A 26,462-nucleotide genomic window follows, 5' to 3' on the forward strand; every position below is an offset into this window, starting at 1 on the left:
TTTTTTAACGAATCCTCTCTGTTGCAGGCAATGCGACCGTAAAACAACTCCCCTTGTCAATTTCGCTGTCAACGTCGATGTACCCGCCGTGGGCCTGAATTATTGACTTCACGATGCTCAGGCCAAGACCGCTGCCATCGGACACTGCGTGGTTGTCGCAACGATAGAACCGATTGAAGATGTTCCGGATATCAGCCCCATTGATGCCAATACCCGTATCTGTAATACGCACTTTGACCATGCCACCTTCCACAACGGACGATAGCCCCACAAGGCCGCCGTCTTTGTTATACACGATGGCGTTTGTTATCAGGTTTAAAATGGCCTCTGTCAATCTGTCCCTGTCTGCCGGGATGCTAATGTCGCCTGATATGGAGTTGCTGATGCTTATGTTTTTTTCTTTCGCCAGGGACATTGCCATTTCTATGGCGCTTTCTATACAATCGCTCAGACGTACCGGTCTGAAATCCGCAACCGTCAGGATGCCGGAGTCAAGGCGCGCAAGACAGAGGAGGTTCTTCACAAGCCTGTCCATGGCATCGGCAACGGACTTGATTGTCTCCAAAGCCTCTACGTACTCCCCTGCCGACCTCTGACGCTGACACAACACCTCACAGTGGGTCTTGATCACCGAAATGGGCGTCTTGAGTCCGTGCGAGGCATCAGAAACCAACCGCTTTTCACTCTCAAAGACGCCCTGCAACCGATCAAGCATCGCATTAAAGGAACCCGCAAGGCCCGTTAACTCTCTGACCTCTTTGCCTGTGTCAAGGCGCTGCGACAGGGTCTGATGGGTTATCGTGTTGAGCCTCGACGAAAACGCATCTATGGGCATAAGGGCAGCCCTCACAATAAGAATGCCAACGGCGCATATAAACACAGCTCCGGCAGGGAGCAGGGCGAACAAGAGATTCCTAAACGCCTGTATCATCGCCAGAGTTGAAGAGATATCCTCCGCCGCAAATATGTTAAAGTGTCTGTTGAGCAAGACTGTCTGCTGTTGCAAGACCCTGATTGGTTCACCGTTAGGCCCCACGGACGTGTAGATTATCTCATTGCGTCTATTATCCTGAATCGCTATGTTTGTGGAGGTCAGGTCAAAGTCGGCATCTACCAGGGAGTGAGAGACCGCCAGGATGCGATTGTCCATTATCACCTTGTAGTAGTGTCCCGAGCGTGGTATGGAATACTCCCCGGCTATGACTTCTGACAGTTCCAGTTCTATGGTGCCGTGTTCTTCATGCAGGAGACCGATTATTATCTGTAGCTTGGAATGGAGGGTTTTATCGATGGCCTGGAAGATGATCTCCTTGATTTCATAGTACAGGAAGGCACTGATAGCCATTATCAGCCCCGACGTCAGAGACAACAGCCAGAGAAACAACCGCCCCTTTATAGACCTCAGCACACTCACGGGGTATCCCTTAGCACATAGCCCGTCCCCCGGACAGTGTGTATCAGTTTCCTGTCGAACCCCTTGTCTATCTTATTCCTGAGATAGTTGATGTAGACGTCTATGACGTTGCTGTCACGGTCGTCATCGGAATCATAGAGGTGATCGACCAGTTCAGCCCTGCCGATGACCCTGTTTTTGTTCAGCGCCAGGTACTGCAGGAGATTGTACTCACCCGACGTCAGACCAATTATTGCACCGCCTCTGCTGACCGTTCGTGCATTTGTATCTATCGTCATGTCGGCAATTGTAAGCAGGGCAGAGGGCACCCCCTTGCTTCTGCGCAGGAGCGCCCTGAGCCTGGCCAATAATTCGGAAAAATTAAACGGCTTTGCAATGTAATCGTCGGCGCCAACGTCCAGCCCCTTTATCTTATCGTCCACCTCCGCCCGTGCCGTAAGTACGATAACGGGTGTATCGATATGCTTTGCCCGTATGGTACTCAAAATGGTCAGACCATCCACCTTTGGAAGCATCAGGTCAAGGATCATGACGTCATAGGGATAGGTTTCTGCCATGTACAGTCCCTCTTGTCCATCAACGGCCAGGTCAACTCTAAAGGAGTGTTCCTGTAGTCCCTTTCTGAGGATACTTCCCAGGTGTTTTTCGTCTTCCACTATGAGGACCTTCATCCGTTAAGCCCCTCAGTTTGTCTTTTGCCCAGGGGGATTACGTTATTATCAGTGTCTTCCTTGAGAAACAACATTTTTTTCCATACGTGACGCCCGCACAAGGTATTCATAATCACGGCCCCCACGTGCAGGGAGAGAAACACGGCAATGAGTGCAAGGCCGACCTCATGGCTCTCCTCTGCCATGTGTGCCGTCCCCCTTTCCGACTCCGTGAAAAATATCATCGCCGTACCGGTTAGCGCCATCCACGAAAAGGCCAGTATCCCAAATGTCTGGACAACTCCCGCCAGTCCCTGATGTGTGGGACGATGCGGCAGACGAAACCTCATCAGTCCCGCTATATCCTCCCATACAGCCCTGAGCCTGGCCCGGGTGTAAGGCACCCACCTGGAAAAACGCATATTTGACGGCCCCAGCAGTCCCATCACCAAGCGCAGCGCTACAAAAACGGTAACACCAATTCCCAGCCACATATGAAGGTCAAACCCCGTATACTGCATCTCGTTGTCATCATCTGCAAGCTCCCCGGTAAGTAACGCAGATATACCAAATACGACAAGCCCAAGGTGGATAAGGATTGCCGGAAATCCAAGACTTTTATTGCCCGTTACTCCACTACTCTGTTTCATTGCTTTTCTCCTGACTCTCAAATTATATAACATATAAGGGGGATTGGGGAATCCCCAACCCCCTGTGGGGTCAGCTTCGGTTTCTGGCTCTTTTCACCTCTATTTCATCCGCAACAAACGTATCACCGTCATAGCCTCCCTCAACCTCCACGTATGCACCAACTATGGCCTTGCCGTGTTTTTCCTTGATGTGCGTATTGTCGGTAACAACCACTTTCCTCTTGCCCACGGTCCAGGTGCCGACAGACTCCTTAGGCATCTCCTCAATCACACCATATATCTTACCATGGCGTCCTTGTTCGTTGTGATGCTTATCGTGTTGCTCGCGTTCTTCCCTACCGCCGGCATAGGCATTGCCAGCCACCACGGCAACAACCACCACCAAAATTAAAAACACTGTCTGTAACCTTCTCATAACTACCTCCTGATAACCTTTAAGAACAGGGGTAACTACCCCTCCATATGTTCTTTAGATATATCATAACAGATGAAACATTAAGGAGAGATTAAAATGTCAGATATTTGTGTTGCAGTTAATATAGAAAACAGTAATAATTTTTTTTGCACAGTAAAAAAACTATTGATTTTTTGTTTCAATTTTCTATAAAATTAACCTAATGATATCAATATTGATATTTGGCAAATACAAATCCACAATAAGGAACAACAATGGAGGTATATATGGGAACATTTCTTGACTTTGCAGGTATTCTTGTCAAAGGAATATCAATAGCAATAGAGGATGCAAAAAAACAAGAAGGCGGCAGAATCGATCTAAGATACGGTAATCAAGATATAGCAAAAACATCAGAAACAGTCAAGGACGACCTTATCGGTAAGGAAGAGTCATCAATCGATGAATCAAGAAGAGACAGGACAACACAGAAAGAGACGATAGAGATATTTACCGACCTTGCTAAAAAGGCGCTGACGGAAAACAACAAGTTCACAATCAGAGGGTTTGGCTCCTTTGTCATCAAGGACCATAAACCAAGAAAGGCACGTAACCCCAGAACGGGTGAACCCATAAACGTACCAGCAAGGAAATCGGTGGGCTTTAAAATGGGCAAAGACCTTGAAGAGTTAGTCGATAACATGGTCAAAGAAGAGCAATCACAGGCACAAGGCTAAATGAACAAGTAGCAAGTCATAAAAATCACAGGTAGCAGTCTAAGGTTGCGCAGGATGGGGTCAAGGGGGCTGGCCCCCTTGCAGGGGGTTCTGAAGGGGGCCAGGTGCGACCTGGAGCGCCAAGAAGCGGAGGGGGTGGGGCACCCCTGCCACAAACCGCCCCTTTTTTTTCTTACGGTCAAGTGTGATTGCCCTGTGGTGGAGGGGATGCTGCCTCACTCTGCCGTTGTTTTATGAATATAGTCGTGGTATGAGGCAGAGTGCAAGGCTGTGGCATAGCCATCTTTGAGGTTGTTAAAGGCGGTTTCCACTTTGACCATGTCCTTTTTCCTTGATGCCAGCTCTATCCTGAATGCTTCGGTTTTCAGTGGTGTTACCCCTGCCTGTGCAAACATGTCCTTCAAGGCGTGGGCACATCTTTCGACGGCTATATGGTCGTTTTGTTCGATAGCATTTTTAAGATTTTCCAGTTCTATGGCATAGTTATCTATAAAGACAGCCCACTGATCAAGGTTTGATTGCTTATCACCGTCCTCTGCCGTAGAAGTTACCCATGGAGGCTCTTGTATTTCTAACTGTGGCGGAATTGCGACACCCGGCAAGCAGACATCGCTTGACTTAAGCCACACGGTAAATTGAAACAGACTGCCCTTACCCAGGACACTGTCTACCCATATTTCACCGCTCATCATGTTTACCAGGCGCTTTGCTATAGCCAATCCCAGCCCCATCCCCCCATACTTGCGCGTCATTGAGCCATCCACCTGTGTAAAGCTGTCAAAGATAACGCGCAACTTGTCGGTGGCAATGCCAATGCCGGTGTCGCGTACGGAAACATGCAGCATCACATATCCGTATTTGGAGTCGTCGTCGAAACCGACGCCGTGGAGCCACTTGCCACGTGCATTGTCCTTGACATCGACGGGGTGCATAGAGCTAACAACAGGGGTACGACTGGACAGGTCATACAGTGCCGGAATGATAGCCAGAGATACCTGTCCCTTTTGGGTGAACTTTATTGAGTTTTCTATAATATATGTCAGTACGTTTTTGAGCATATCATGGTCGCCGATAAGCATATCGGGGATATCTGCAGCGATGGTTGAGGTCAGTTTGATACCGGCCTTTTCCGCCTGACGTATCAGTGGCTTAAGGGCGGAGTTGACGGTGTCAGAGAGGTTGAAGCCGGAGTCATTCAACTGCATGGAGCCTGTTTCAGTATTGGAGAAATCTATGATGGTGTTTAACAGAGACAGGAGACTGCTGGAGGCATTTTTAATAAGTTCAAGGTACTCCTGCTGCTGACTTGCCAACTGCGTATTGAGCATGAGGTCGGTAATGCCAAGGACGCCGTTAAGGGGGGTGCGTAGTTCATGGGTCATATTGGTCAGGAAGACGCTCTTGGCATGGTTGGCTTCTTCGGCGATCTCTTTGGCTTTTCTGGCTTCATCTTCGGCCTCCTTACGATCTGCCACCTCTTGTATCAGCATTTCGTTTGTAGTGGTAAGCTCCCGGGTTCGTTGATTGACGAGGTCTTCGAGGTGGCTGCGATACTTAAAGAGTTCACGGTCGTTTCGGGCACGCTCCAGGGCGTTTACAAAAATCTCTCCACCCACCCTCACAAGGGCAATGATGTCATCGGCCCACGACTTTTGCCCGGCCACGGAATCAAATCCCAGCAATCCTACCAGGTTATTACCATAGACCATCGGCACGGCTACAAAAGAATAGATCGATTTATTGGCGAAGAACTCACTCTCAGCCACTGCCTCCTCCGGCATGTCGGCTGTGTTTTCCACGTATACGTTTTCAACCTTCTCAAGCCTGCCCATCAACCACGACAACCGGTGCAGCGATGGCATATCAATGTCCTTCATCACTGCCTCGGACTGTGGCGTGTGCTGCCACTCAAAGACGTCTGCAACTTCTGTTCTGCCCTGGTTAAATATAACGATGTAGCCCCTGTCTGCTCCCAGCACCTCCCCTATTGCCTGAAGGGCACGGTGGAGCCAATCCATAACCTCAGTGGAAGAGATCATTATAAAGGTGGAGGACAGGTGCGTGATTATCTTGATGAATTCAACCAGGTAGTGTAATCGTTTCTCGGTTCTCTTGCGCTGAACGATTTCGCTTAACATCTGGCGATTGACGTCAGAGAGCTCGGAGGAACCACGCTCCATTTCGTTTCTATACTGCTGAAAACTCTTTATCAGATCGGTAAAGACTTTGCTGAGACTCTCCAGGTCATCTTCGGCATCCTTGTCAATGGACCGCTTAAACTCACTCTGCGAAATCTCCCTGGCGCTTATAACTAACTCGCCAAAGGGCCTCATGACCCTCTTTAGTGCCAGCATCGACAGTGTCAAACTCAACAGTATCACTGCCAACAGGATGATCAGGTACTTATGAGCTATCGCAACATCAACAATGGTGAGCAGAACTATGACAATTGCAAGCACGTGCGGCATAACAGTGAGGATAGTCAACCGACCTTTGAGACGCATTTTCTTTTTACGCGGCAGTCTCATTGAGTCTTGCCAAGTATCTTGATGAACTCTTTAAAGATGTCCAGGTCATATTCCTGACTGCTGTTACGTATGTAGGATAGGGCTTCAAAAGGTGTCAGGGCCTCAAAAAACGGACGGGAGGTAGTCAACATGTCGTAGTAGTTTGTAATGGAGGTAATCTTACCGGCAACGTGCATAGTCTCTGCGTTAAGACCATTGGGATAACCGGTGCCGGCTATGTTTTCGTGGTGTTCCAGTACCGGATATAGTGTCCACTCCGGGACCCCCTTGTACAGCTTGAGGATGTTGGCACCCTCAATGACGTGTTCCCGCAGCAGTTTGATCTCAAAATCGGTGAGACGCTCCTCCGGCTTATTGAGTATTTCAGGTGGAATGGTGGTCTTGCCTATATCGTGCAACAGACAACCCAGACCAATGCCAAAAAGCTCACCCTCTGAGACAACACCAGCCGCTATAGCTGTGGCCACTGAAAACACACTTATGTTGACCGAGTGCGTATAGGTATAATAGTCGTTCTTATTTATTGTCAACAGATTTGTTATAAACCCCTTGCTGTCCATAATGGCAGACATGATACCCTCAACGGCATCCCTGCACTCCTGTACCTTTTCGCTATTGCCAGGATTGCTAAGAAGCTCCTGGACAATGATCTTGGCATTCTCCTTTACGGCTATATTTTTGATCTGTTGGGGATTAAGGCCTCCAACTCCTCCCTTTATCGCACATTTGATATACCCTTTAAACTTTGGGGTATCTTTCTTTTCTATCAACAGTTCGTTGACAGGGCTTACCATCTCATCGTTTAACAGTATTTCCCTGCCCTTGTACTGCACAAGCGGCTTTATGGTAAGGCCATTCTTTATATACAAGCTGAAGTCTATCATGCTGCCACTAAAAAGACTCGAACTGTCAACACTCATGAGTTCTTCCTTCATCTTAACGTAGTTCTTAAACTGCTCTTCTTGTGTAGCCGCATGGCCTTGATCCGGCACGACACCCACGCCGGATTCTCCACCGCCGGAGACACTACCCTTTGATGGTTTACCCGGGGCCTTGCTCATAATATCAGCACCCTTATCTGTATCTATAAAAACATACTCTATTCCCGTCTCCTTTATCTTCTCTATCTGTTCAGTCGTCTTTATAAGAAAGTGGTGTTTCAAAAACGGTGTCTTAAACCATGAGGCATCCATGCCGTCTATAAACATCCCTATAGCTAAATCCTCTGTCAAAATCCTTTTTCTCATAAGCACCTCTATAACTTTTTTACCAAGATTGATTATAACAAAAAATGAAAGGATTGTGCAAAAAACAATGACGGTGTAACATCGGTTACCTGATTTATACAACATGAAAATCACATCGATACAGGATTAAAAAAAAAGGGGAATATGTCGCCATATCCCCCTGGTCCTGATACTCTTTTACTTACATTCTTGCTTTTGCATGATATGGATTTCAGCGCGTCTGTTCTTCATCCTGCCATCTTTTGTCTTGTTAGGGAACGCCGGACGACTCTCACCATAACCATGTATGGCAATCTTTGTGACATCTACGCCGCCGTGTTTGACGAGAAACTCCTTGACGGCATTAGCCCTTCTGACAGATAGGCCCATGTTGTACTTGTCCGTACCGATGCTGCAGGTATGACCGTCAACGTTTATTACCGCCTTGGGGTATTTCTTGACTATTTCGGCTGCCATATGGAGTTCTTTTTTGTACGCCATCTTTATGCTATACTTATCGAAGTCAAAATTGACGATCTTAATAACGGCGATTTCCTTGTCACATTCGACCTTTTTAGGGGTTGGTGTGGGAGCCGGCGTTGGCACAGCCTTTGCCTCAGGCGTTGGTGTAGGAGCCGGGGTTGGTGGCGGGGGCGGTGGTGGTGGTGTCGGACAAAGGGCCTTGGCCATATCTGTTGCCTTCTTTGCCTTATCTATACCCTCAGCCGTGCGACACGCCCAGTAGACATCATAGGCATCGTCACGCATTTTTTCTGCTGCCTTAAATTCCTCGGGGCACTGCTTATCCTTACCGGCTGTCCTTGCTGCCTCTACTGCCCTGTCTGCCTCAGGCAATTCCTTGTGGTAGTACCACATGGCCCTCTTGGGGGCAAACTCCATACCGGCGCACCCATAAAGCGCCGCTATAGACACCAGCAGCATCAGTAAGAGAAGCCTCCTAAACTTAATACTTTGTTTCATTACAAATTACCTCCTTATGTTCTTAAGTATACTAATACTTTGACTATATATTACGTAAAATGGCATCTTTTTGTCAAGAGGGGTATTTTATTTCCTACGGAATGTTTTTATCTTTGTCTTTAATCTTTTTCCACTTGTACCAGATTATTTCGTTACTCCCCGATGGATATATGAGGCGTTTGACCTTACGATAGGGATGGCCAAAGAGGCGATTGTACCACTTGTTAAAGCCCGTTCGTTTGGCCAGTTCAAGTTCCGGGGGTGTCATCAGTTCCGGTTGAAAGCGCCGTTTGTGCTTATAGAGGTGGTATATATCCTCCCTGATAAGTGCGGTGAATATCTTATCGGTAATATAGCCTGTGATGCCTCTGCGTTGCTTGAAATGGATGCTTACCTGGAAGTCTATCAGGTACGGCAGCCCGTCGTTGCCCACAATGATGTTGCCCAGCTTATTGAGGTCGAGGTAGAAGATGCGTCTGTGGTGCACCTCTTCGATGATGCCCTTTAAGCGAGTGAAGAAGTCCTCGGGCAACTTGCCCTTGAACTCATGCAGCACCTGGCCATCGACGTAGAGGTGAAAGTATCCGCGCCTGCCATAACGTGGTCCCAGGGGCGGTATACCCTCAATATCGGCCACTTGCTGGTATATCTTATACTCCCTGAGCGAGAAGAACGAGGCCAGCGGACGCAACAATCCACCTAAGATGAATCGGAAGTCGGAGAGTTTCAGGACATAACGTGTATTGCGTTGGCTGCGGTAGAGGAGATTTATCGAAAAGAAGTCCTCTTTTAGCACTTTTTCAAACCTATACGGCGTATCGTCTATTATTGTTTCGTCGGGATAATCTCTCATTTATCTCACAGTTTTTTCCATATCTCCAATTATAATACAAAGACATGAAATTAGTGAATAAAAAAAGATGGCAACAAAATAATAAAGTAGGGTATTATATTATGTAATGATAATCGAGATATGGAGACAGAGGCATGATAGTTAAGGCCTGGGGCACACGGGGTAGCATAGCGATATCCAACGTTGACAGTGTAGAGGCTGGAGGCAATACGACGTGTTTTGAGATCATGTCCGAGTGTTTGCCCAGGGGGGCGAGGTTGTTTGTTGATGCCGGCACGGGGTTTGTTCCGGCGGGATGGAACTACCTCAGCGAAGTAGCCAGTGGGCTTAACTACTACATCATGTTGACGCACTTTCACTGGGACCACATCGTGGGGCTGACGCTCAGTCCGCCGACGTTCATTGACAGGATACCGATGACCATCTACGGCCCGATGGATAACGGACACGGCCCTGAGAGCATGATCAAGTATCTGTTTAATCGTCCGTATTTTCCCGTGGATGCAAAAAAAATATCACACAAGATGAGGTTCGTTACGTTGTCACACTATGATGTCTGCGTAATCGTGGTTCATCCCATCGGGGGCTTTACGATGATAGGCCTGGATGACTACAAGAATATTATAAAGAAGAACGTGCAGGTATCCCTCAGCAAAAACAAGTATCTGTTGAGTGAATGTCTGGTGATCAAGATGGCCAGAACCAACCACGGCAATGCCAACTGCATAAGTTACCGATTCGAGGAGAATCCAACGGGCAAGGTTGCCGTCATAGCCACTGACCACGAGGACGTGGCAGCCATCTCTGCAGAACTGAGAGAACACTTTGCCAATGCCGACCTGCTTATCATAGACTCTCAATACGACAATCAGAGATACCAGACCTCCACGGCGGGCTATGGACATGGCACCCCCCATGGCAGCATCAAACAGGGCATTGCCTGCAAGGTCAAAAAGATCGGTTTCACGCACCACGACCCCAGAAGCACGGACAAGCACCTCAAAGAAATAATCCTCCAGGAGGCCGCTGTCGCCATCAACAAGATAAAGACAAACGAAGAGTTCTTGAACACGTACAAGCTAACGGCAAGCGACCTCAAGCTCACCGAAGAGGACATCTGTCTCGTGAGGGATTACAACGTCTATGAGGTGTAACAAAACTTAACTCAAGCGATAGGTGCCCGGTGGAGCGATTGGGACAAGCGCCGAGATTGGGACAGGCGCCGTTGTCTGTCACACCGTCATTGCCCGACCAGACCTGAAACCATGCTAGATATTCCCAGTACGACTCGTGACAACCTTTCGTAGTCCAGCTTATCGGGAGTATCTGTCAGCAGGTGGTAGTGTTCGTAGCGGAAGAGGGCGGTATCGGTAATCATAATGGCCCGATATCCCATTTGCCAGAAGGCCCAGTGGTCAGACCAGTCAATGCCCTGCACCTTGCCGGGGGCTATAACGCCCTCCGAGGGGAACCTTGTGTCCTGACGCAACAGCTTGATTGACCTGCGCAGGAGCGTGCTTGATTGGAAGTTGCTCACGAACGCTATAAAGTTACCGGTTGAGGGGTAGAGCAAGCTAAATGGAAAAGGGTAGTTTTGGCTGCCGGGTTTGTCCGTGTAACAGCCGATTGTCTCCAGGGAAAGCATGGCAATGATCTTGTCGCCCCGTTGTTTTGCAGCAGTGGCATAGACCAGGCTGCCCATCTTATCGGTCTGGAAGTAGGGCAGCTCGTGGTTGACAAAGAAGACGAATCTGACCGTTTTCGCCGGATTCTTATCTGCCATGATGCGTGCGATTTCAAGCACTGCGGCAACCCCTGATGCGTTGTCATTGGCACCCTTTGCAAAAAGCGCCGAGTCGTAGTGTGCACCGATGACAATGATCTTTTCGGCCTCTTTAGGATTGCTGCCTTTCAGCTCGATTTCGATGTTTTCTACGGATTTGCCGTCAGATAGATATCCGTGCGAGGAGACCTTTAATCTGGTGTTTTGGCCGATCTCTGCCGCCACATGTTTTATGTACTCAGCGGCAGCCTGTAGCTTTTTGTAGTTTGACGGGTTCCGCTCTCCGATGTCACCGGCCAGCACGGTAACGTGAGTCCTCAGGCGCTCAGACAACGCCTGCTCTTGTACCGTCGGAGGCTCAAATGCCCCGTGGTACGACTTCCCGGGCATATGGACCATATAAATGACAACCAGAGAGACTGTGATAAAGAACGCTCCCCATCGCTTAACAACCGGGTACAATGCCCCCTTGTGTGCCGGTAATGCCTTCATAATCGTCCCTTCTCGCTTAGAGTTTTCGTTGAAGTACAGGGGTTTTCAACCATAACAGTATAACTTAATTAAAGAGGAAAATATCCAGGGTGCTGATTGCAAGGGCGCATAAAAAAACTGCTAACATTTAGTGTAACCGGAGGAGGTCAAAGCAATCCCTCAATCTCCCTGATGTCCTGAGCCTTTATCAACGCCTCCGTTATTGAGCGGAGCCTTGACGTATCTCCATAGCCTCTGATCTTCGGCATAAACGATAAGCCTTCTTCACCAAATCTGGCCCTTAACAACAGTTCTATCGTATCTTGCATGCCTTCCACACGGCCACTTTCCAAACCCTTCTGTATACCCTTCTCTATACCTTCCTGTATACCCTCTTTCTTACCCTCTTTCTTACCCTCTTTCTTACCCTCTTTCTTACCCTCTTTCTTACCCTCTTGCTTACCTTGTATGAATCTCAGGTCCTTTTCTATTGGTAAATCGTATGCAAGTGACATTTTTCCAATCTCCTCTATCACGATTTTTTGCATGTCTCTCAATCTTGAGAGCATCTCTAATGTCCTTATACTTCTTGACAGTTCCAGTCCTTTAGCGACCTTCATCAGCTCACCTAAAATCTCGGAGCCTTGACGTATCTCCATAGCCTCTGATCTTCGGCATAAACGATAAGCCTTCTTCACCAAATCTGGCCCTTAACAACAGTTCTATCGTATCTTGCATGCCTTCCACACGGCCACTTTCCAAACCCTTCTGTATACCCTTCTCTATACCTTCCTGTATACCCTCTTTCTTACCCTCTTTCTTACCCTCTTTCTTACCCTCTTTCTTACCCTCTTTCTTACCCTCTTGCTTACCTTGTATGAATCTCAGGTCCTTTTCTATTGGTAAATCGTATGCAAGTGACATTTTTCCAATCTCCTCTATCACGATTTTTTGCATGTCTCTCAATCTTGAGAGCATCTCTAATGTCCTTATACTTCTTGACAGTTCCAGTCCTTTAGCGACCTTCATCAGCTCACCTAAAATCTGTCTTACAAGTTCCCTCTCATCGCGCCCACCCATGTTGCATAATATAGCGATGATAATTTTCCCCGGTACACCGGAATACAGAAATTGTTCGCACTTGATATTCCTCATATCGATCAACCTGTACTTGTAGCGCATCTCCGGCAAGTTTAACCGAGTTTTCATATTCATATTGTCTTTGCCGATAAATATGACGTACTGCTTTACTCTCAACTCGTACAACGAATATATGTGAATAAAGTACCGCATCATCCTCTTAAGCATTTTGGGGTCATTTGTGCTCTGAAACTCTGCGTGTGCAATGAAGGAGTCGGTGTTGGCGGAGTCCACCCTGGCCAGGAAATCAGTCTCACGTTCGTCCGTCAACTGCATCAGGGGGTTCAGCCTGGTAATTTTATCGGCCTTGATCCCCAAGACATTCTCTATCAGAGGCTGCTCTATCTCTTCCATCAGCTCCTTGATGAGCTTATCGTAACTGCCTGGTGGTGTAGTATCCATATCTATCTATTATAACGCATGGCATTAAAAATTAAAAGCTACCCAAAAAAAACAGGGCGCATATTTAGGTCTCCAACCATTACGAGTGAACCGGAATCCCGGATTGAGCCGTCCGTGTCTATGAGGTAGATGTAGACCATACCTGTTTTTGTGTTATACCAATTGACTTGGCTCTACGGACGATTGGGTTTCGTCTCTGCCGATTTCAACAGTCGAAAGACCTCGCCCGCGTGCTTGCTCTGCTGCCTTAGCCATTCGAGCTCGGATGACGTCAAAGGATGATTGACGTAAGAGATTGCCCCCTTCGGCTTCGGTAAGGGTTGCAATTGCATGTCCGAAACTACCTCGCCAAAATTCATCAAGTTCTTGTCCATGTTTTTTCTCCAATGCTTCAAGTGTTTCCGGCCTCAATGCCAGCTTCCGGCCATCCCGACTTTCAGTTAACGTGGATACGGCTATAACACACCCACCATTGCACTCAATATAACCGCGAAGGTTGGCAATAGTTCCACCCAACCCTACATGATCATCTATTATAACATAATCGGCTCCTTTGCACACATGTCCTGTAAATATTGCGGGTGTTACTATCCGGTGCATCGCTCTGGCACGGGTATGCCCAACCTTATTTGACTGGAATATCGAGTATCCATCAAACTCCAGATTGAGTCTGCCGGCAATTTCCTGTGCCATTACATCGGGGATGCTGATAGGCCGCTGCACAATCGCCTGTTTTGCCGGCCTTATAGCATGTATGAGCATCACGCTCTTCTACTGTTGTATGGATTGCAATATCCGGGAAGTTCGTCGGCCACGGAGTCCTGTATATTTCTTTCTGTCCCGATGTATTCATTTGTTTGTGTCGTTTCAAGTTTTTTCATAGTTGCTACATACATATACTACCAAAGGCTCTTGTATTCCTTAATGAAACTGCTTATTCCCACGACTAATGCCAAGGGGTACCAATGTCGCAATCCAAATTACTCAAACTCGCAACATAACACCATATCCTCACAATGCCCTAACGCATAATAACCTCCTCCTTTTAAAGCAAGCTTTAAACCTCGCTGCTAACATTTGTAACCGGAGTAGGTCAAAGCAGTCCCTCAATCTCCCTGATGTCCTGAGCCTTTATCAACGCCTCCGTTATTGAGCGGAGCCTTGACGTATCTCCATAGCCTCTGATCTTCGGCATAAACGATAAGCCTTCTTCACCAAATCTGGCCCTTAACAACAGTTCTATCGTATCTTGCATGCCTTCCACACGGCCACTTTCCAAACCCTTCTGTATACCCTTCTCTATACCTTCCTGTATACCCTCTTTCTTACCCTCTTTCTTACCCTCTTTCTTACCCTCTTGCTTACCCTCTTGCTTACCTTGTATGAATCTCAGGTCCTTTTCTATTGGTAAATCGTATGCAAGTGACATTTTTCCAATCTCCTCTATCACGATTTTTTGCATGTCTCTCAATCTTGAGAGCATCTCTAATGTCCTTATACTTCTTGACAGTTCCAGTCCTTTAGCGACCTTCATCAGCTCACCTAAAATCTGTCGTACAAGTTCCCTCTCATCGCGCCCGCCCATATTGCATAATATAGCGATGATAATTTTCCCTGGTACACCCGAATACAGAAATTGTTCGCACCTGATATTCCTCATATCGATCAACCTGTACTTGTAGCGCATCTCCGGCAGGTTTAACCGAGTTTTCATATTCATCTTGTCTTTGCCGATAAATATGACGTACTGCTTTACTCTCAACTCGTACAACGAATATATGTGAATAAAGTACCGCATCATTCTCTTAAGCATTTTGGGGTCATTTGTGCTCTGAATCTCTGCGTGTGCAATGAAGGAGTCGGTGTTGGCACAGTCCACCCTGGCCAGGAAATCAGTCTCACGTTCGTCCGTCAACTGCATCAGGGGGTTCAGTCTGGTAATTTTATCGGCCTTGATTCCCAATACATTCTCTATCAGAGGCTGCTCTATTTCCTCTATCAGCTCCTTGATGAGCTTATCGTAACCGCCTGGTGGTGTAGTATCCATATGATATATTATAACGCATGGCATTAAAAAATTGAAAGCAACCAAAAGACTTGGGGTGCATAAATTTTTGGTGGATAACAAGTGGTAATAAAAATGTGTATACAATGAGGATACACTTGTGGGTGCTTCGTCAAAGAAAAGAAGGGAGCCTCCGGTTACATGCTATTACCCTGCATGTAAACAGTACCCCCCGGAGAAAAATAGTTCCACTTGTTGCTTGCAAAACATACTATGCTGTGATACCATAAGATTAAATGAAAAGTGATATTTTCATCCTGCACATGAGGGAGCATTGATGCGGGTGCTGTTTGCCAACGTCCCGTGGCACGAGCGGGATGCCACTGGCAGGGGATGGCGCGGGATACGGGCGGGGTCCCGCTGGCCCCACACGCTGCCCTGCTACGGGGAGGATATGGTCGGCGGATACATGCCGTTTCCGATATTTCTTGCAACCGCCTGTGCGCTGTCTGCCAGGAGCGGGTTTGAGGCCGTCATAAGAGACAGCATCGCAATGGGTGAGGGCTATGACGTATTTTACCGTTACGTGGAGGGGTTTACCCCCCGGGCTGTTGTCATCGAAACCTCAACGCCCAGCCTGCGAAACGACCTCGGGGTTGCCCGGACCATAAAGGCCATCCTGCCACAGGCGATTGTCATTTTCTGTGGAAGCCACTTTGAACTGCAACAGGAGGGGTTTCTGTCAGACCATCCGGAGATAGACTACGCCGTCTATGGTGAGTACGAAGTGCCGGTAAACGAGTTGCTCATTGCCATCCGTGACGCACGATCACCGGAGGGGCTTGACAATCTGCTCTGTCGCCTGGGAGATGGTGTGCTGAAAACCCCCGCCGGTGCACTGACAGACTTAAAGGACCTCCCCTGGCCTCACCGCGAGGGTTTACCACTTGACAACTACTACGATGGTGTATGTGGGCTTCAGCGTCCACAACTACAGATAACCTCAACGCGGGGTTGTCCGTTTGAGTGCATTTTTTGCGTCTGGCCACAGGTAATCTACCACAGCAACAAGTACCGCAGGCGTCCTGCCGCTGACGTGGTGAACGAAATAGCCGCAAACGTTGACAGGCATCCATACCGGAGCTTCTACATAGATGACGACACATTCAATGTCAACCGCCAACACGTCCTTGAGATGGCCCGCCTGATCAGGGAGCATGGATTGTCGGGCATCCCCTGGGGGATCATGGCCAGGGCCGACCTGATGGATGAGCAGATGCTGATTGCCCTCAAGGACGCCGGCCTGTACAGCCTCAAGTACGGGGTGGAGTCGGCAGACCAGACGGTGCTGGATGAGATCGGAAAACGTCTGGACCTGGACAGGGTCAGGGAGATTGTCCGATTCACAAAGGAGATCGACATAAAGGTGCATCTGACCTTTACGTTTGGCCTTCCCAGCGATACGGTTGAGGGGATCGAGCGCACGATAGACCTGGCGTGCAGTCTGGTGGCGGACTCTGTACAGTTTTCGATAGCCACGCCGTTTCCCGGCACCAGGATGTATGAAATGTATAAGGACAGGGGCTGGATCACCACGCATGACTGGGACCGCTACGATGGCTCAAAGACTGCCGTGGCACGCACGAACCACTTCAGCGCCGAAGCACTTGAACGGTTTGTGACGCTCGCCTACCAGCGTTGGGGCAGGGCAAAGGCCGGGCAGTTCGGCGGGGAATTCAGGGCGGCCTTCAGGGACAGGTTAGGCGCACGGTTGTCCCCCGGGGCACGGGTGTTGTTGCTCCAGAGCGCCACGTATACGTTGACGCAGGAGTTGCTGCGACAACTCAACGACATGCCTTACGAGGTGCATCTCATGCTACATGAGCGGTTTGCCGGTGTCTTTGCCGGTTTGATTGCCCCCCAACGGATGCACGTCTTTAGCAACACGGCTGACTTCAGGTACGAACTGCTGTACGATTTTGCCGTCAACCTCCGGCAGAGGTATCAGTTTGCCGGCGTGGTGATCCCATACAGCAATCCAAACGGCAGCGGCTACGACGAAGTGGAGAGGGTCGCCCTCCTGGCCGGCGCTACGATCGTCGCAGGAGTCGGAAACAACGGTAGCATCGTCAGATAAAAAAGTAAAAATTCTTGGAGGTATTTGCAAAAAATATCAAGACTATGATAGATTAAATCGTTAGGAATGGGAGTGATTAAGACGTAAGATGTGATACTGAAAAAAGATGACAAGAAAAACTATATTTTTCTTAGAGATATTTGGGGTTATCTCGCTGGTAGTTTTAGTCCTGATGGGCGTCAGAAATATCAAACCGCATAGTGAATACCGTGAGCTGGCAATAGATTTATTTCTGACGACAATGGTGACATTATGGATAGTGAACAGGATATCCACCCCCTTAAATAAAGAGATAGCAAAGCGGGAGTGTATCGAGAAAAGTTTGTTGGCAGCCAACGCACAGTTAGATGCGTTGATTAACGCCATACCTGATATAATTCACTTTAAGGATAAAGACAGACGTTTAATCCTTGTTAACAGGGCATACGAGGAGTTCATGGGGCTTGCCAGGGATTTTTTAATAGGCAAAAGCCCTGATGAATTTTTCCCGCCATCATTTGCTGAGACGATAAGAGAGAGTGACGATGAGGTTATATGTTTACATAGCTTGTATCGTTGTGAGCAAAAAATGACCACCCAGGAAGGCGTCATATACTTCGACACCATAAAGGCACCAGTATTTGACAGTGCAAGAAACTTTATCGGAATATTGGGAATAAGCCGGGAGATCACAGATCGTAAGCAATTTGAAAACTCCCTGCGTGAGAGCGAAGAGAAGTATCGCACCCTGGCAGAAAACAGCAACGATATCATAGCACGCGTTAATTCAAATGGCGAATACCTGTACATAAACCCTGCAATTAGCTTATATTGGCCAATAAAGCCCAGCAATGTCATCGGAAAGACATTTCGGATTTTTGGATTCCCTGATGACAAGACCAGACTCCGTGAGGAATATGCACAAAAGGTCTTTGAAACAGGTCAACCGCAGGAGTTCGAATTTGAGCTTGAAAGCCCCAGTGGCAAACACTTTTTTAACTGGCGATTATTCCCTGAATATGACGACAGCGGTAAGGTCAAGACGGTCGTCGTAGTGGCACGTGACATAACCAACCGCAAGGATATGGAAAACCGCCTTAAGGCCGAGATACTCAGTCGCATAGAGACAGAGCAGAAGCTGCATATGCTCACATCGAGGATGATTTCCTCACGAGAGGAGGAACGAGTCATCCTCGCTCGTGACATCCACGATGACCTGGGACAGATACTGACCGGCTTAAAGATCGACGTGTCTTTGCTGATAGCACAGATGACGGCATCAAGGCATGACGGCACTGCCATTGATAAGCTGTTGTCGATATCGTCCTCCATAGATGCGGTCTTTGGCAGCATACGCCGGATAGTCACGAATCTGAGGCCAATGGAGCTGGATAAGCTGGGGCTGCTGCAGGCAATCAGGTCTTATCTGGAAGACTTTCAACAACGCAGTGGAATTGCCTTTGAGCTGTGTTGTAACAAGGGGGATATAAAGCTGGACGGTGACAGAGAGATAGCGCTGTTTAGGATATTTCAGGAGTCCCTGACAAATGTTATGCGCCATGCAAATGCCTCCAAGATTTTTGTTATAATAGATGCTAATGATATATGCTTGAGATTGTCGGTAATAGATGATGGCGATGGTATAAATGAGTCCGAGTTATCGGAGACAGGTTCATTTGGCATTATGGGAATGAAAGAAAGGGCGCTGATGATAGGGGCAGAGATAAGCATAAAAGGAGAAAAGGGTGTTGGTACCCAGGTAACGGTCTCTATACCCAAAGGAGTTCAGGTTTATGATTAAGATTATGGCAGTAGATGATCACCCTGTTGTGTTAAAGGGGATTGAGAATATTCTATCTACGCAAAGCGACATGAGCATAGTTGCCCAGGCCGGTAGTGTTTCCGAGTGTATGGAGCTTATAGGCAAGGTTGATTGTGAGGTTGTTATCCTGGATATATCACTGCCTGACGGTAGCGGCTTTGACCTTCTTGAGGCTTTAAAGGCCGGTAACCCAAGACTTCAGATAATAATACTAAGCATGCTTCCTGATGATAAGTTTGCCATACGTGCCTTTGAAAACGGTGCTGCCGGTTACATAAACAAATCAGCGGTGGCAGATGAGTTGGTTGATGCTATACGGGCCGTGGCCTCAGGCAACAAGTACATTACCCCGGCTATGGCACAGAAGCTGGCCAGGCACGTTGACAGGTTTCAGCAGGAAAAACTGCCCCATGAAGTGCTCTCAGAGCGGGAGTATCAGGTGATGTTGATGCTGGCCTCCGGGATGCTACTCAAAGATATCGGCACCGAACTCGGTATCAATCTCAAGACCGTCTCCACCTATAAAGACAGGATCAAGAACAAGATGAAGCTCAAGACAAAGACGGAATTGATAAAATATGCCATAAAAAATAAACTGATATGACACTGATTCTGATATTGCTCCATTGCAGCGCACTGACGGTATCCTCTTTAAAAAGCATGGTAAAATTAACATCATGGCTTAAAGACATGGATTCCTGCTTTCGCAGGAATGACAGTTATAGCCGTTTTCCAATTGTGTCATTCCTGGCTTGACCAGGAATCCAGGATGCGTAACAGTATAGTTACCATGAACTATAAAGAGGATACTACTGACATCACTTCAGAGACAGATATCCCCCTTTCTATTCTGATGGTTGGGGCGCTCTCTATCCGGTATGTCAGGGACAACTGGGTCGAGACGGTAGGGCGGATGTACGATGCAACATTTATAGACGTCACCCCGATGCTCAACGCCTACAAAAACGGCTACCACGAGTTCTATATCCTCAGGGTGCTGAGGCAAAGACACTACGACTGCATGTTTTTCTACCCCGATGCAATAAACTCCGATTTTTCAGACAGGTTCTTTGACCTGGTCAGGGGCGGAGGCATCCCGATAGCGGCCTTCTACGCCGACGATGAACCGGAACTGTGGTACAAACAAAACACCCCCTACGACCACCGCTTTGACGTGGTGGGCACGCATTCGCTCAACGCCCTCAAACGACGACAGGCAGAGGGCAGGGGGGATAACTTCATCTTTATGCCCTGGAGTTTTAACCCCCTGTTCTTTAACCGCATAGACGGGGCAGATAAACTCTACGACGTCCTGTACGTTGGCGAAAACCTGGTCAGCCGGGACTTCTTTGTGCCGGGGGTGGCCCACCCCCCTCAGATATACCTACGGGACGGACGCCTCAGACAAAGGGTACTTGAGAGCGTGTACAGACATAGCAAGACTCATGGCTACAGCCTTACGGTCTTTGGCCCGGGGTGGGACAGGCATCCGGTACTCAGACAATGCTACGGTGGCATCCTTTCAAGCGCTCAGATGGCCGAGGCCTACAATCGGGCAAAGATAGTCCTCAATTTCGGTTTCTCCGGCGATGGCGATGAGGACATCCTGAGCTACCAGACCAAACTGCGCCACTTTGAGGCGGCAGGGTGTGGCGCCTTCCAGCTCGTCAACCAAAATCCCGAACTGGCTGGATTGTTCCCCGATGATGCGGGGATTGCCTACTTCAGCACCCTGGAGGAGTTAAACGACAAGATACTCTACTTCCTCACGCACGACCGCATCAGGCAAGAGATGTCCAACCGCATCTACGATATTGCACACGCTACCCACACGATCCGCAATCGCCTCGAAACGCTCATTGGCAGCTTGCCCCTTAAGCAGTCACGACCCAGGACACACCGCAGCACCAGAGCCGCCATCAAAACCATCCGGTACGACCACAACGATATGGCAACGTCGCTCCTGCGCCAATTGTCACAAGCAGACGCCGCCGATAGTGAACAGACGGCCTTTCATCTTGTCCCCGTCACCCTGGAGTGTTACGACATAAACTACAGCCTGCTCAGTGGCGATATCCATCCTGCTCAGACGGCAATCACTGCGGTCAGGACGTTTTTGCAACTTGCCTGCCTGCATCACAATCCCCTGCAGCGCAAGAAGGAAAACATCACCGGCGTGATGCTAAACGAAAAGGTCAACATACGCCGCACCGATCCCCGGCTCATAGACTATATCCGTAGCGTCATGCCCGTCATCGACGACGGTGACTATATCATCCCCCTGATCAACCTGATAATCCCCGCAGGATACATAAAGGCCGTTGCTGCCGCATTTGTATCAAACGACGTCGGCGCCTTTGCTGCATTGCCGTGCTTTTACAGCGGACTGATTGTAAACGACATGGGGATAGACAGCGCCTTTAAGGCGGACTTTCCACCTCCGTACATCGTCTGCCTGGAACGTGCAATTGGCAACATGGTCATGGCGGGTCAGCGTGTGCTGATCTACGGTGGACGAGGCACCATGGCCGACAACGTGATCGCACTGTTTAACCGACACAGCGAGTTAGACGTGATCGGAATCGTGGACAGGGATATCAAGGGTGACCAGATTGGCCGATTTCCCATCTACAGGTACGAGGACATTGAATCCCTCAAGCCCAACGTGATCGTAATAGCAGCCGAGTACTCCGGGCGTAAGATATACGACGCCATCAGGCACCTTGAGGCAACAACAACAATCCTCCCCCTCTACAACCTCAGCGAGCCGATCTGGAGCGTCATCCTCTATGACGTGTGATTACGTACCTGCCCCCCTTGACCCCATTATTCTTAACCCTGATGTTCTAAACATTTATGCTCCGTTATTTAGTTAAAAGCTCCCACATGGTTTTGTTAAGTCTGTTGGCAGGCTTGCAACACTTGGCAATGTTGTTGTCGCAGAGGAGGTTGGCGTTCTTCTTTGAGGTGTAAATCTTGGGGGATTTTCCTTTCGGGTAGAATTTTTTGTTTTTCAGAAATGGGATGGAACGATCGTCATTTGTACACACTAATTTTACGCCACTTACGGCAATAATGGCAACAATGTGCGGATCATCAAAATCCCTGTTGTTAACGTGGGCCTTGTACTCCTCTTCCTTGTCGTCAACAGTAACATCGTTGATGTAGACAATCTTACGGGCCTTATCAAATGATTTTAGAACATTCCGCCTGGTTTTCATCTCTTCCAATTCTTTCGCGTATGTTGAACCTCCATAAACAATCTTCCCCTTACCTCTTGTGATCCATTCAAAGACAGGCTCAAACTCATGGTGTTCAACATTATCTGTATCAAACACACGACTGATGCAATTTGTGTCAATCACGATGCACATTATTGTAGCCTCAGTATTGAAAGGTCTTCCTTGATGAAGAAGCTGTAAAATGATTCCGGCATACCTTCCTGATACTTACCGTCAGGCAGAATTTCTATTGACTGTGCAGTATTGACGCCATTTTTTTGCTCAAAGAAAATTACTTGCGATTCTATGCCGCAATCCTTGTTTTTGTTGACATTAAGGCGAAAACGGTCAACGATAAAATCACTGTGGGTTTCAATAAAAAACCGTTTCTTTTCTTTTAGAGCAACGTTAAAAAAAACATCGCCAAGCGCTGCCTGCGCACGAGGGTGAAGATGAACCTCCGGCTGCTGGATTGCATACCAGATATTTTTGGGGCGTGCAAATAGCTCCACTAAAACTGGCAAGGATTGATTTACACCGTAACCTACGTTGCAAACGTTTAGCGATTTATCTTCAGTTACAATCTTGAGTTCAAATGGAGAAGCAGGATGCTCTCCGAAACTGTTTATCTCAATATCCTTAAACAAACCACTTTCTTCTCCATATTCTTTAAGAGATTTTAGAAATTTTTGAGACAGTTCGCTATTTTTGTCTTTAAGTATTTTTCTTATCAAAAATGGCGTATGTTCACCTTCAGAAGAAAAGACAAAATTAATTTGATCGTAAGTTTTCTTTGGTTTGCTTCTCAGAGGTGCAATCCATACAACCTCTTTAACAAAATCAAATCCGTTTAAATTATATTGTAAATATTTATCTTTCTTCATAAGCCCACTGAGCATGTTGCTCATTAAAATGCCATCAGGCATCTCTTTATAACCAGAGGGAGGTTTTTTTAACTTTTTAAAGTTTGCTTCATTGAGGTCTGATACCAACCACGACTCAAAAGTCTGCTTGATTGCTTTAAGTGGTTTTTTACCATATTCAATTTTGCTAATCCAGTATTTAATTGTTTTGTTAGCAAAAAGAGATTGGAAAACATTCAGGCCTTGTATGCAACAATACTTATAAATTACCGGGATTCCATCTTCCTCACGAAACTCCATTAAAAAAATATCAGATTTAGGCACTTCACCTTCTGACTGTCGTTCTGAGCAAGATATGAAGCCTACCCGAAAATAATCAATGCCTTTGGCGTTAACACTTGCAATGTCTCCGTAGTTACCAAACTGGTATTCTTCAGCATTAAAGTCTTTATTAAGCCAAAAATCAGGTGAAAAAAAAAGCTTAATCAAGGCTAGTATGGAGGTTTTTCCTGTGCTGTTTTCTCCGAGGAAAAAGTTCACGTCCTTCAACGGTATATACTGCTTTGTAAACCCTCTGAAATTCTCAACATACAGAACTATCATAAAAATAAACCTCCTGACTTAACAGTATTAATTATACTTTATACTATACCACATCAGAGGTATCATTGTCACAGATTGAATTTATTCTTTTTGAAAGAGTAAGGCTACATCAGGCTCTAAAATTACATCTGAAGTAATAGTTCACCACTCTATTTTTGAAAGTCATAAAAATCCTCTATAAGCAGAAGGGCCGACACACAATCAGTTCTGCGGCCGGCCCCTCTTCAATCACTCAATCGTGCCTTGTTGCCCTCATCGCTTAGGGCTTATTTGATCTGCCACTGTGAGGGCAGGCCATGCATAATAAGTCCACCGGATGATATGTTATTGCTATCCATCATCCAGGCAACAACATCATTAGTGTTGGTGTCTTGCCAGATTATATCGAGCTTGCCATCGCCGTTGAGGTCCTCTATGCCTCTGAATATCCAGTTTAGCGGCAGATTATGAGTTACATATGCCCCTGATGTTATTACCGTTGAATCGATAAACCAGAGAACAACATCGCCGGTGGATATATTGTACAGCAATGCTTCTGCCTTGCCATCGCCTTTAAAGTCCCCTGCTGCCATAATGCGCCACTCTGAGGGCAGGGCAAGCGTGATAAAGTTACCGTAAGATATGGTCGCACCGTTCATTAACCAGACAAAGACATCACCGGTGTTGGAATCTTGCCAGAGCATATCACTTTTGGCGTCACTGTTGAGGTCGGCTATGCCTTTTAACACCCAATTTGACGGCAGATTCATGGTCACATACTTGCCGGAACTTATCGTGGCCCCATTCATAAACCAGATGCCGACATCCCCCAGGGCGTTATTTTGCAACAATATATCGTCCTTGCCATCGCCGTCAAAGTCTCCCACTCCTATAAACTTCCACTGTGAAGGCAGAGCATGAAAAACATAGCCCCCTGATGATATGGTAGCACCATCCATTATCCAGACAACAACATCGCCCGTGTTGGTGTCTTGCCAGAGCATATCAGCCTTGCCATCACCGTTGATGTCCGGCTTACCTCTAAGCACCCAATTTGATGGCAGATTCATGGTCACATACTTGCCGGAACTTATCGTAGTCCCATTCATAAACCAGATGCCGACATCCCCCAGAGCGGTGTTTTGTAACAATATATCGGCCTTGCCATCGCCATCGAAATCATTTTTAACGTGCAGAGTTGGCGTCGGGGTTGACGGAGGAGCAAACTTTTCTACGCGATAATTACCCGTATCGGCAACGTATACACTTCCGGAGCTGTTCACCGCAACTCCCTGTGGTCCAGAAAACTGTCCGTCTCCTGACCCCTGGGTTCCCCACTTGGTTATAAAGTTACCATTTGCATCAAACTTCTGCGCTCTATTGGCCAAGGAGTCAATAGCATATATGTTTCCGGCAGCGTCAACCGTCACGCCAACAACGGCGGTAAACTGCCCGTCGGCAGAACCAGCATCCCCTATCTGGCTTATGAAGTTGCCGTTTGGATCAAACTTCTGAATGCGCGCATTATAACTTGCAATCCCGGAATCTGCCACATATACATTTCCAGACTTATCTACGGCCACTTCCATGGGCTGACCAAGCTGCCCGGCGCCGTACCCGGCACTCCCCCACTTGGTTATATAGTTACCACCAGCATCAAACTTATGTATACAAAAGTTTCCGGAATCGGAGACATATACGTTTCCGGAGCCGTCCACTGCAACTCCCTGAACATTACTCATCAGTCCTTTACCCATTTGGGCTATAAAGTTGCCGTTTGAATCAAACTTCTGGACGCGACCATTGCCGTTATCAGCCGTATATACATTTCCGGCGCTGTCCACGGCCACCTTCAAGGGAGATATTCCGGTAAACTGTCCATCCCCTGTACCTATGCTTCCCCACTTGGTTATAAAATTACCGTTTGAATCAAACTTATGGACGCAATGGCCTACGGGATCAGCCACATACACATGCCCGGCGCTGTCAACAGCAACCCCGGTGGGCAAGTAAAACTGTCCGTTGTCCGGGCCATAGCTCCCCCATTTGGTTACAAAGGTATAGGTCGTCGATGTTGGCGTCGGGGTTGGCGTCGGCGTTGGTCTTGACGTCGGCGTTGGGGTGACAGTCGGCGTCGGTGTCGGCCTTAACGTCGGCGTTGGGGTGACAGTTGGCGTCGGTGTGACGGTTGGCGTTGGTGTCGGTCTTGACGTCGGTGTCGGTGTCGGTGTCGGTGTCGGTGTCGGCGTCGGTCTTGACGTTGGTGTCGGTGTCGGTGTTGGGGTTGTAACTATTGCAGCAGGGGGAGTAACATCGCCTGAGATATTGCTTGCTAACATGGTCACGGCAGCAGAGGCATTAACTGTAAAGCCACTGAGACACAAGGCTCCTATTACTACAAACATCATCAACATTAACAACACCCTCGCACTGAGCTTTTTGTGACAGTGGAGATACCTCTTCCCGGTTTGACTGTTACTTCGAAACAACATTGTTTCTTCCTCCAATTAAACGTTATATGGTTCTGCCCAACAGCAAACTCTGTTACATGAAACAGATACCAATGCCATTATACTCATGATGCAATGTAAATGTCTAAATTCGGCAGTATATCAGATAAATAC

General features: G+C 47.7%; 22 protein-coding genes. 6 read left to right on the top strand and 16 right to left on the bottom strand.

The window, feature by feature from the left end; all coding sequences use genetic code 11:
* Positions 1 to 4: 4 nt before the first annotated feature.
* The 4 genes from Mcas_RS03520 to Mcas_RS03535 all read right to left on the bottom strand — a co-directional run bounded on the left by Mcas_RS03520 (position 5) and on the right by Mcas_RS03535 (position 3,129).
* Positions 5 to 1,414 (bottom strand): sensor histidine kinase, encoded by a 1,410-nt coding sequence (locus Mcas_RS03520; protein ID WP_040334105.1) that lies wholly within the window; start codon positions 1,412 to 1,414, stop codon positions 5 to 7.
* A complete protein-coding gene (locus Mcas_RS03525; RefSeq protein ID WP_040334106.1) occupies positions 1,411 to 2,085 on the bottom strand; it encodes a response regulator in 675 nt (224 codons plus the stop codon). The genes Mcas_RS03520 and Mcas_RS03525 overlap by 4 nt, the downstream gene beginning before the upstream one ends.
* Entirely contained in the window at positions 2,082 to 2,714 is a 633-nt protein-coding gene (locus tag Mcas_RS03530) for a cytochrome b/b6 domain-containing protein (RefSeq protein WP_052566816.1), read from the bottom strand. Before Mcas_RS03530 ends, Mcas_RS03525 begins: the two co-directional genes overlap by 4 nt.
* Positions 2,715 to 2,784: 70 nt before the next feature.
* Entirely contained in the window at positions 2,785 to 3,129 is a 345-nt protein-coding gene (locus Mcas_RS03535) for a DUF5666 domain-containing protein (RefSeq protein WP_040334107.1), read from the bottom strand.
* A gap of 266 nt (positions 3,130 to 3,395) precedes the next feature.
* Between Mcas_RS03535 and Mcas_RS16190 the strand changes: the two genes are divergently transcribed.
* Entirely contained in the window at positions 3,396 to 3,845 is a 450-nt protein-coding gene (locus Mcas_RS16190; RefSeq protein WP_052566817.1) for an HU family DNA-binding protein, read from the top strand.
* Positions 3,846 to 4,060: 215 nt separating this feature from the next.
* Here Mcas_RS16190 and Mcas_RS03545 read toward each other — a convergent pair whose 3' ends face one another.
* From Mcas_RS03545 to Mcas_RS03560, 4 genes are all read right to left on the bottom strand, one after another.
* Entirely contained in the window at positions 4,061 to 6,373 is a 2,313-nt protein-coding gene (locus tag Mcas_RS03545) for an ATP-binding protein (RefSeq protein WP_040334108.1), read from the bottom strand.
* On the bottom strand, positions 6,370 to 7,605 hold the full coding sequence (locus Mcas_RS03550) for a cyclic di-GMP phosphodiesterase (RefSeq protein WP_162176246.1): 1,236 nt from the start codon (positions 7,603 to 7,605) through the stop codon (positions 6,370 to 6,372). The genes Mcas_RS03545 and Mcas_RS03550 overlap by 4 nt, the downstream gene beginning before the upstream one ends.
* Before the next feature lie 192 nt (positions 7,606 to 7,797).
* Positions 7,798 to 8,580, bottom strand: a complete 783-nt coding sequence (locus Mcas_RS17995) for an OmpA family protein (protein ID WP_052566818.1) — start codon at positions 8,578 to 8,580, stop codon at positions 7,798 to 7,800.
* A 94-nt stretch (positions 8,581 to 8,674) separates the two neighbouring features.
* Complete coding sequence (locus Mcas_RS03560) at positions 8,675 to 9,433, bottom strand: hypothetical protein (RefSeq protein WP_040334110.1); 759 nt, start codon at positions 9,431 to 9,433, stop codon at positions 8,675 to 8,677.
* Positions 9,434 to 9,567: 134 nt separating this feature from the next.
* Between Mcas_RS03560 and Mcas_RS03565 the strand changes: the two genes are divergently transcribed.
* Positions 9,568 to 10,587: an MBL fold metallo-hydrolase gene (locus Mcas_RS03565; protein WP_040334111.1), complete on the top strand. Its 1,020-nt coding sequence runs from the start codon at positions 9,568 to 9,570 to the stop codon at positions 10,585 to 10,587.
* An 86-nt stretch (positions 10,588 to 10,673) separates the two neighbouring features.
* On the opposite strand, the gene Mcas_RS03570 is transcribed toward Mcas_RS03565, so the two are convergent.
* From Mcas_RS03570 to Mcas_RS03590, 5 genes are all read right to left on the bottom strand, one after another.
* The gene (locus Mcas_RS03570; protein WP_040334112.1) at positions 10,674 to 11,708 is read right to left on the bottom strand and encodes a M28 family peptidase; all 1,035 of its coding nucleotides are present in this window, start codon (positions 11,706 to 11,708) and stop codon (positions 10,674 to 10,676) included.
* Between the two features lie 146 nt (positions 11,709 to 11,854).
* On the bottom strand, positions 11,855 to 12,346 hold the full coding sequence (locus tag Mcas_RS03575; RefSeq protein WP_040334113.1) for a hypothetical protein: 492 nt from the start codon (positions 12,344 to 12,346) through the stop codon (positions 11,855 to 11,857).
* Entirely contained in the window at positions 12,312 to 13,229 is a 918-nt protein-coding gene (locus Mcas_RS03580) for an RpnC/YadD family protein (RefSeq protein ID WP_040334114.1), read from the bottom strand. The genes Mcas_RS03575 and Mcas_RS03580 overlap by 35 nt, the downstream gene beginning before the upstream one ends.
* 153 nt (positions 13,230 to 13,382) lie before the next feature.
* Positions 13,383 to 13,994 (bottom strand): hypothetical protein, encoded by a 612-nt coding sequence (locus tag Mcas_RS03585; protein ID WP_162176247.1) that lies wholly within the window; start codon positions 13,992 to 13,994, stop codon positions 13,383 to 13,385.
* Positions 13,995 to 14,322: 328 nt separating this feature from the next.
* Positions 14,323 to 15,276, bottom strand: coding sequence for an RpnC/YadD family protein (locus Mcas_RS03590; protein ID WP_040334115.1), 954 nt, complete (start codon positions 15,274 to 15,276; stop codon positions 14,323 to 14,325).
* A gap of 295 nt (positions 15,277 to 15,571) precedes the next feature.
* On the opposite strand from Mcas_RS03590, the gene Mcas_RS03595 reads away from it, so the two are divergent.
* The 4 genes from Mcas_RS03595 to Mcas_RS03610 all read left to right on the top strand — a co-directional run bounded on the left by Mcas_RS03595 (position 15,572) and on the right by Mcas_RS03610 (position 21,972).
* Positions 15,572 to 17,371, top strand: a complete 1,800-nt coding sequence (locus Mcas_RS03595; RefSeq protein WP_040334116.1) for a B12-binding domain-containing radical SAM protein — start codon at positions 15,572 to 15,574, stop codon at positions 17,369 to 17,371.
* A 106-nt stretch (positions 17,372 to 17,477) separates the two neighbouring features.
* A complete protein-coding gene (locus Mcas_RS16200) occupies positions 17,478 to 19,151 on the top strand; it encodes a PAS domain-containing sensor histidine kinase (protein WP_052566820.1) in 1,674 nt (557 codons plus the stop codon).
* The gene (locus Mcas_RS03605; RefSeq protein ID WP_040334118.1) at positions 19,144 to 19,776 is read left to right on the top strand and encodes a response regulator transcription factor; all 633 of its coding nucleotides are present in this window, start codon (positions 19,144 to 19,146) and stop codon (positions 19,774 to 19,776) included. The genes Mcas_RS16200 and Mcas_RS03605 overlap by 8 nt, the downstream gene beginning before the upstream one ends.
* A gap of 165 nt (positions 19,777 to 19,941) precedes the next feature.
* Positions 19,942 to 21,972 (top strand): glycosyltransferase, encoded by a 2,031-nt coding sequence (locus tag Mcas_RS03610; protein ID WP_162176248.1) that lies wholly within the window; start codon positions 19,942 to 19,944, stop codon positions 21,970 to 21,972.
* Positions 21,973 to 22,036: 64 nt separating this feature from the next.
* On the opposite strand, the gene Mcas_RS03615 is transcribed toward Mcas_RS03610, so the two are convergent.
* The 3 genes from Mcas_RS03615 to Mcas_RS16205 all read right to left on the bottom strand — a co-directional run bounded on the left by Mcas_RS03615 (position 22,037) and on the right by Mcas_RS16205 (position 26,330).
* On the bottom strand, positions 22,037 to 22,510 hold the full coding sequence (locus Mcas_RS03615) for a hypothetical protein (RefSeq protein ID WP_156033083.1): 474 nt from the start codon (positions 22,508 to 22,510) through the stop codon (positions 22,037 to 22,039).
* A 35-nt stretch (positions 22,511 to 22,545) separates the two neighbouring features.
* On the bottom strand, positions 22,546 to 23,859 hold the full coding sequence (locus Mcas_RS03620) for an AAA family ATPase (RefSeq protein ID WP_040334121.1): 1,314 nt from the start codon (positions 23,857 to 23,859) through the stop codon (positions 22,546 to 22,548).
* Positions 23,860 to 24,125: 266 nt separating this feature from the next.
* Positions 24,126 to 26,330, bottom strand: coding sequence for an FG-GAP-like repeat-containing protein (locus Mcas_RS16205; protein WP_156033085.1), 2,205 nt, complete (start codon positions 26,328 to 26,330; stop codon positions 24,126 to 24,128).
* Positions 26,331 to 26,462: the final 132 nt, after the last annotated feature.

Source organism: Candidatus Magnetobacterium casense, assembly GCF_000714715.1.
Classification (GTDB): Bacteria; Nitrospirota; Thermodesulfovibrionia; order Thermodesulfovibrionales; family Magnetobacteriaceae; genus Magnetobacterium; species Magnetobacterium casense.

Excerpts from the sequence above, each read along its gene's own strand:
- Mcas_RS16200 (WP_052566820.1), top strand. The coding sequence starts at position 17,478 with ATGACAAGAAAAACTATATTTTTCTTAGAGATATTTGGGGTTATCTCG.
- Mcas_RS03610 (WP_162176248.1), top strand. The coding sequence starts at position 19,942 with ATGCGTAACAGTATAGTTACCATGAACTATAAAGAGGATACTACTGAC.
- Mcas_RS03565 (WP_040334111.1), top strand. The coding sequence starts at position 9,568 with ATGATAGTTAAGGCCTGGGGCACACGGGGTAGCATAGCGATATCCAAC.
- Mcas_RS03530 (WP_052566816.1), bottom strand. The coding sequence starts at position 2,714 with ATGAAACAGAGTAGTGGAGTAACGGGCAATAAAAGTCTTGGATTTCCG.
- Mcas_RS03605 (WP_040334118.1), top strand. The coding sequence starts at position 19,144 with ATGATTAAGATTATGGCAGTAGATGATCACCCTGTTGTGTTAAAGGGG.
- Mcas_RS03575 (WP_040334113.1), bottom strand. The coding sequence starts at position 12,346 with ATGGAGATACGTCAAGGCTCCGAGATTTTAGGTGAGCTGATGAAGGTC.
- Mcas_RS16205 (WP_156033085.1), bottom strand. The coding sequence starts at position 26,330 with ATGTTGTTTCGAAGTAACAGTCAAACCGGGAAGAGGTATCTCCACTGT.
- Mcas_RS03535 (WP_040334107.1), bottom strand. The coding sequence starts at position 3,129 with ATGAGAAGGTTACAGACAGTGTTTTTAATTTTGGTGGTGGTTGTTGCC.
- Mcas_RS03595 (WP_040334116.1), top strand. The coding sequence starts at position 15,572 with ATGCGGGTGCTGTTTGCCAACGTCCCGTGGCACGAGCGGGATGCCACT.
- Mcas_RS17995 (WP_052566818.1), bottom strand. The coding sequence starts at position 8,580 with ATGAAACAAAGTATTAAGTTTAGGAGGCTTCTCTTACTGATGCTGCTG.
- Mcas_RS03560 (WP_040334110.1), bottom strand. The coding sequence starts at position 9,433 with ATGAGAGATTATCCCGACGAAACAATAATAGACGATACGCCGTATAGG.
- Mcas_RS03570 (WP_040334112.1), bottom strand. The coding sequence starts at position 11,708 with ATGAAGGCATTACCGGCACACAAGGGGGCATTGTACCCGGTTGTTAAG.
- Mcas_RS03590 (WP_040334115.1), bottom strand. The coding sequence starts at position 15,276 with ATGGATACTACACCACCAGGCGGTTACGATAAGCTCATCAAGGAGCTG.
- Mcas_RS03545 (WP_040334108.1), bottom strand. The coding sequence starts at position 6,373 with ATGAGACTGCCGCGTAAAAAGAAAATGCGTCTCAAAGGTCGGTTGACT.
- Mcas_RS03580 (WP_040334114.1), bottom strand. The coding sequence starts at position 13,229 with ATGGATACTACACCACCAGGCAGTTACGATAAGCTCATCAAGGAGCTG.
- Mcas_RS16190 (WP_052566817.1), top strand. The coding sequence starts at position 3,396 with ATGGGAACATTTCTTGACTTTGCAGGTATTCTTGTCAAAGGAATATCA.
- Mcas_RS03620 (WP_040334121.1), bottom strand. The coding sequence starts at position 23,859 with ATGATAGTTCTGTATGTTGAGAATTTCAGAGGGTTTACAAAGCAGTAT.
- Mcas_RS03525 (WP_040334106.1), bottom strand. The coding sequence starts at position 2,085 with ATGAAGGTCCTCATAGTGGAAGACGAAAAACACCTGGGAAGTATCCTC.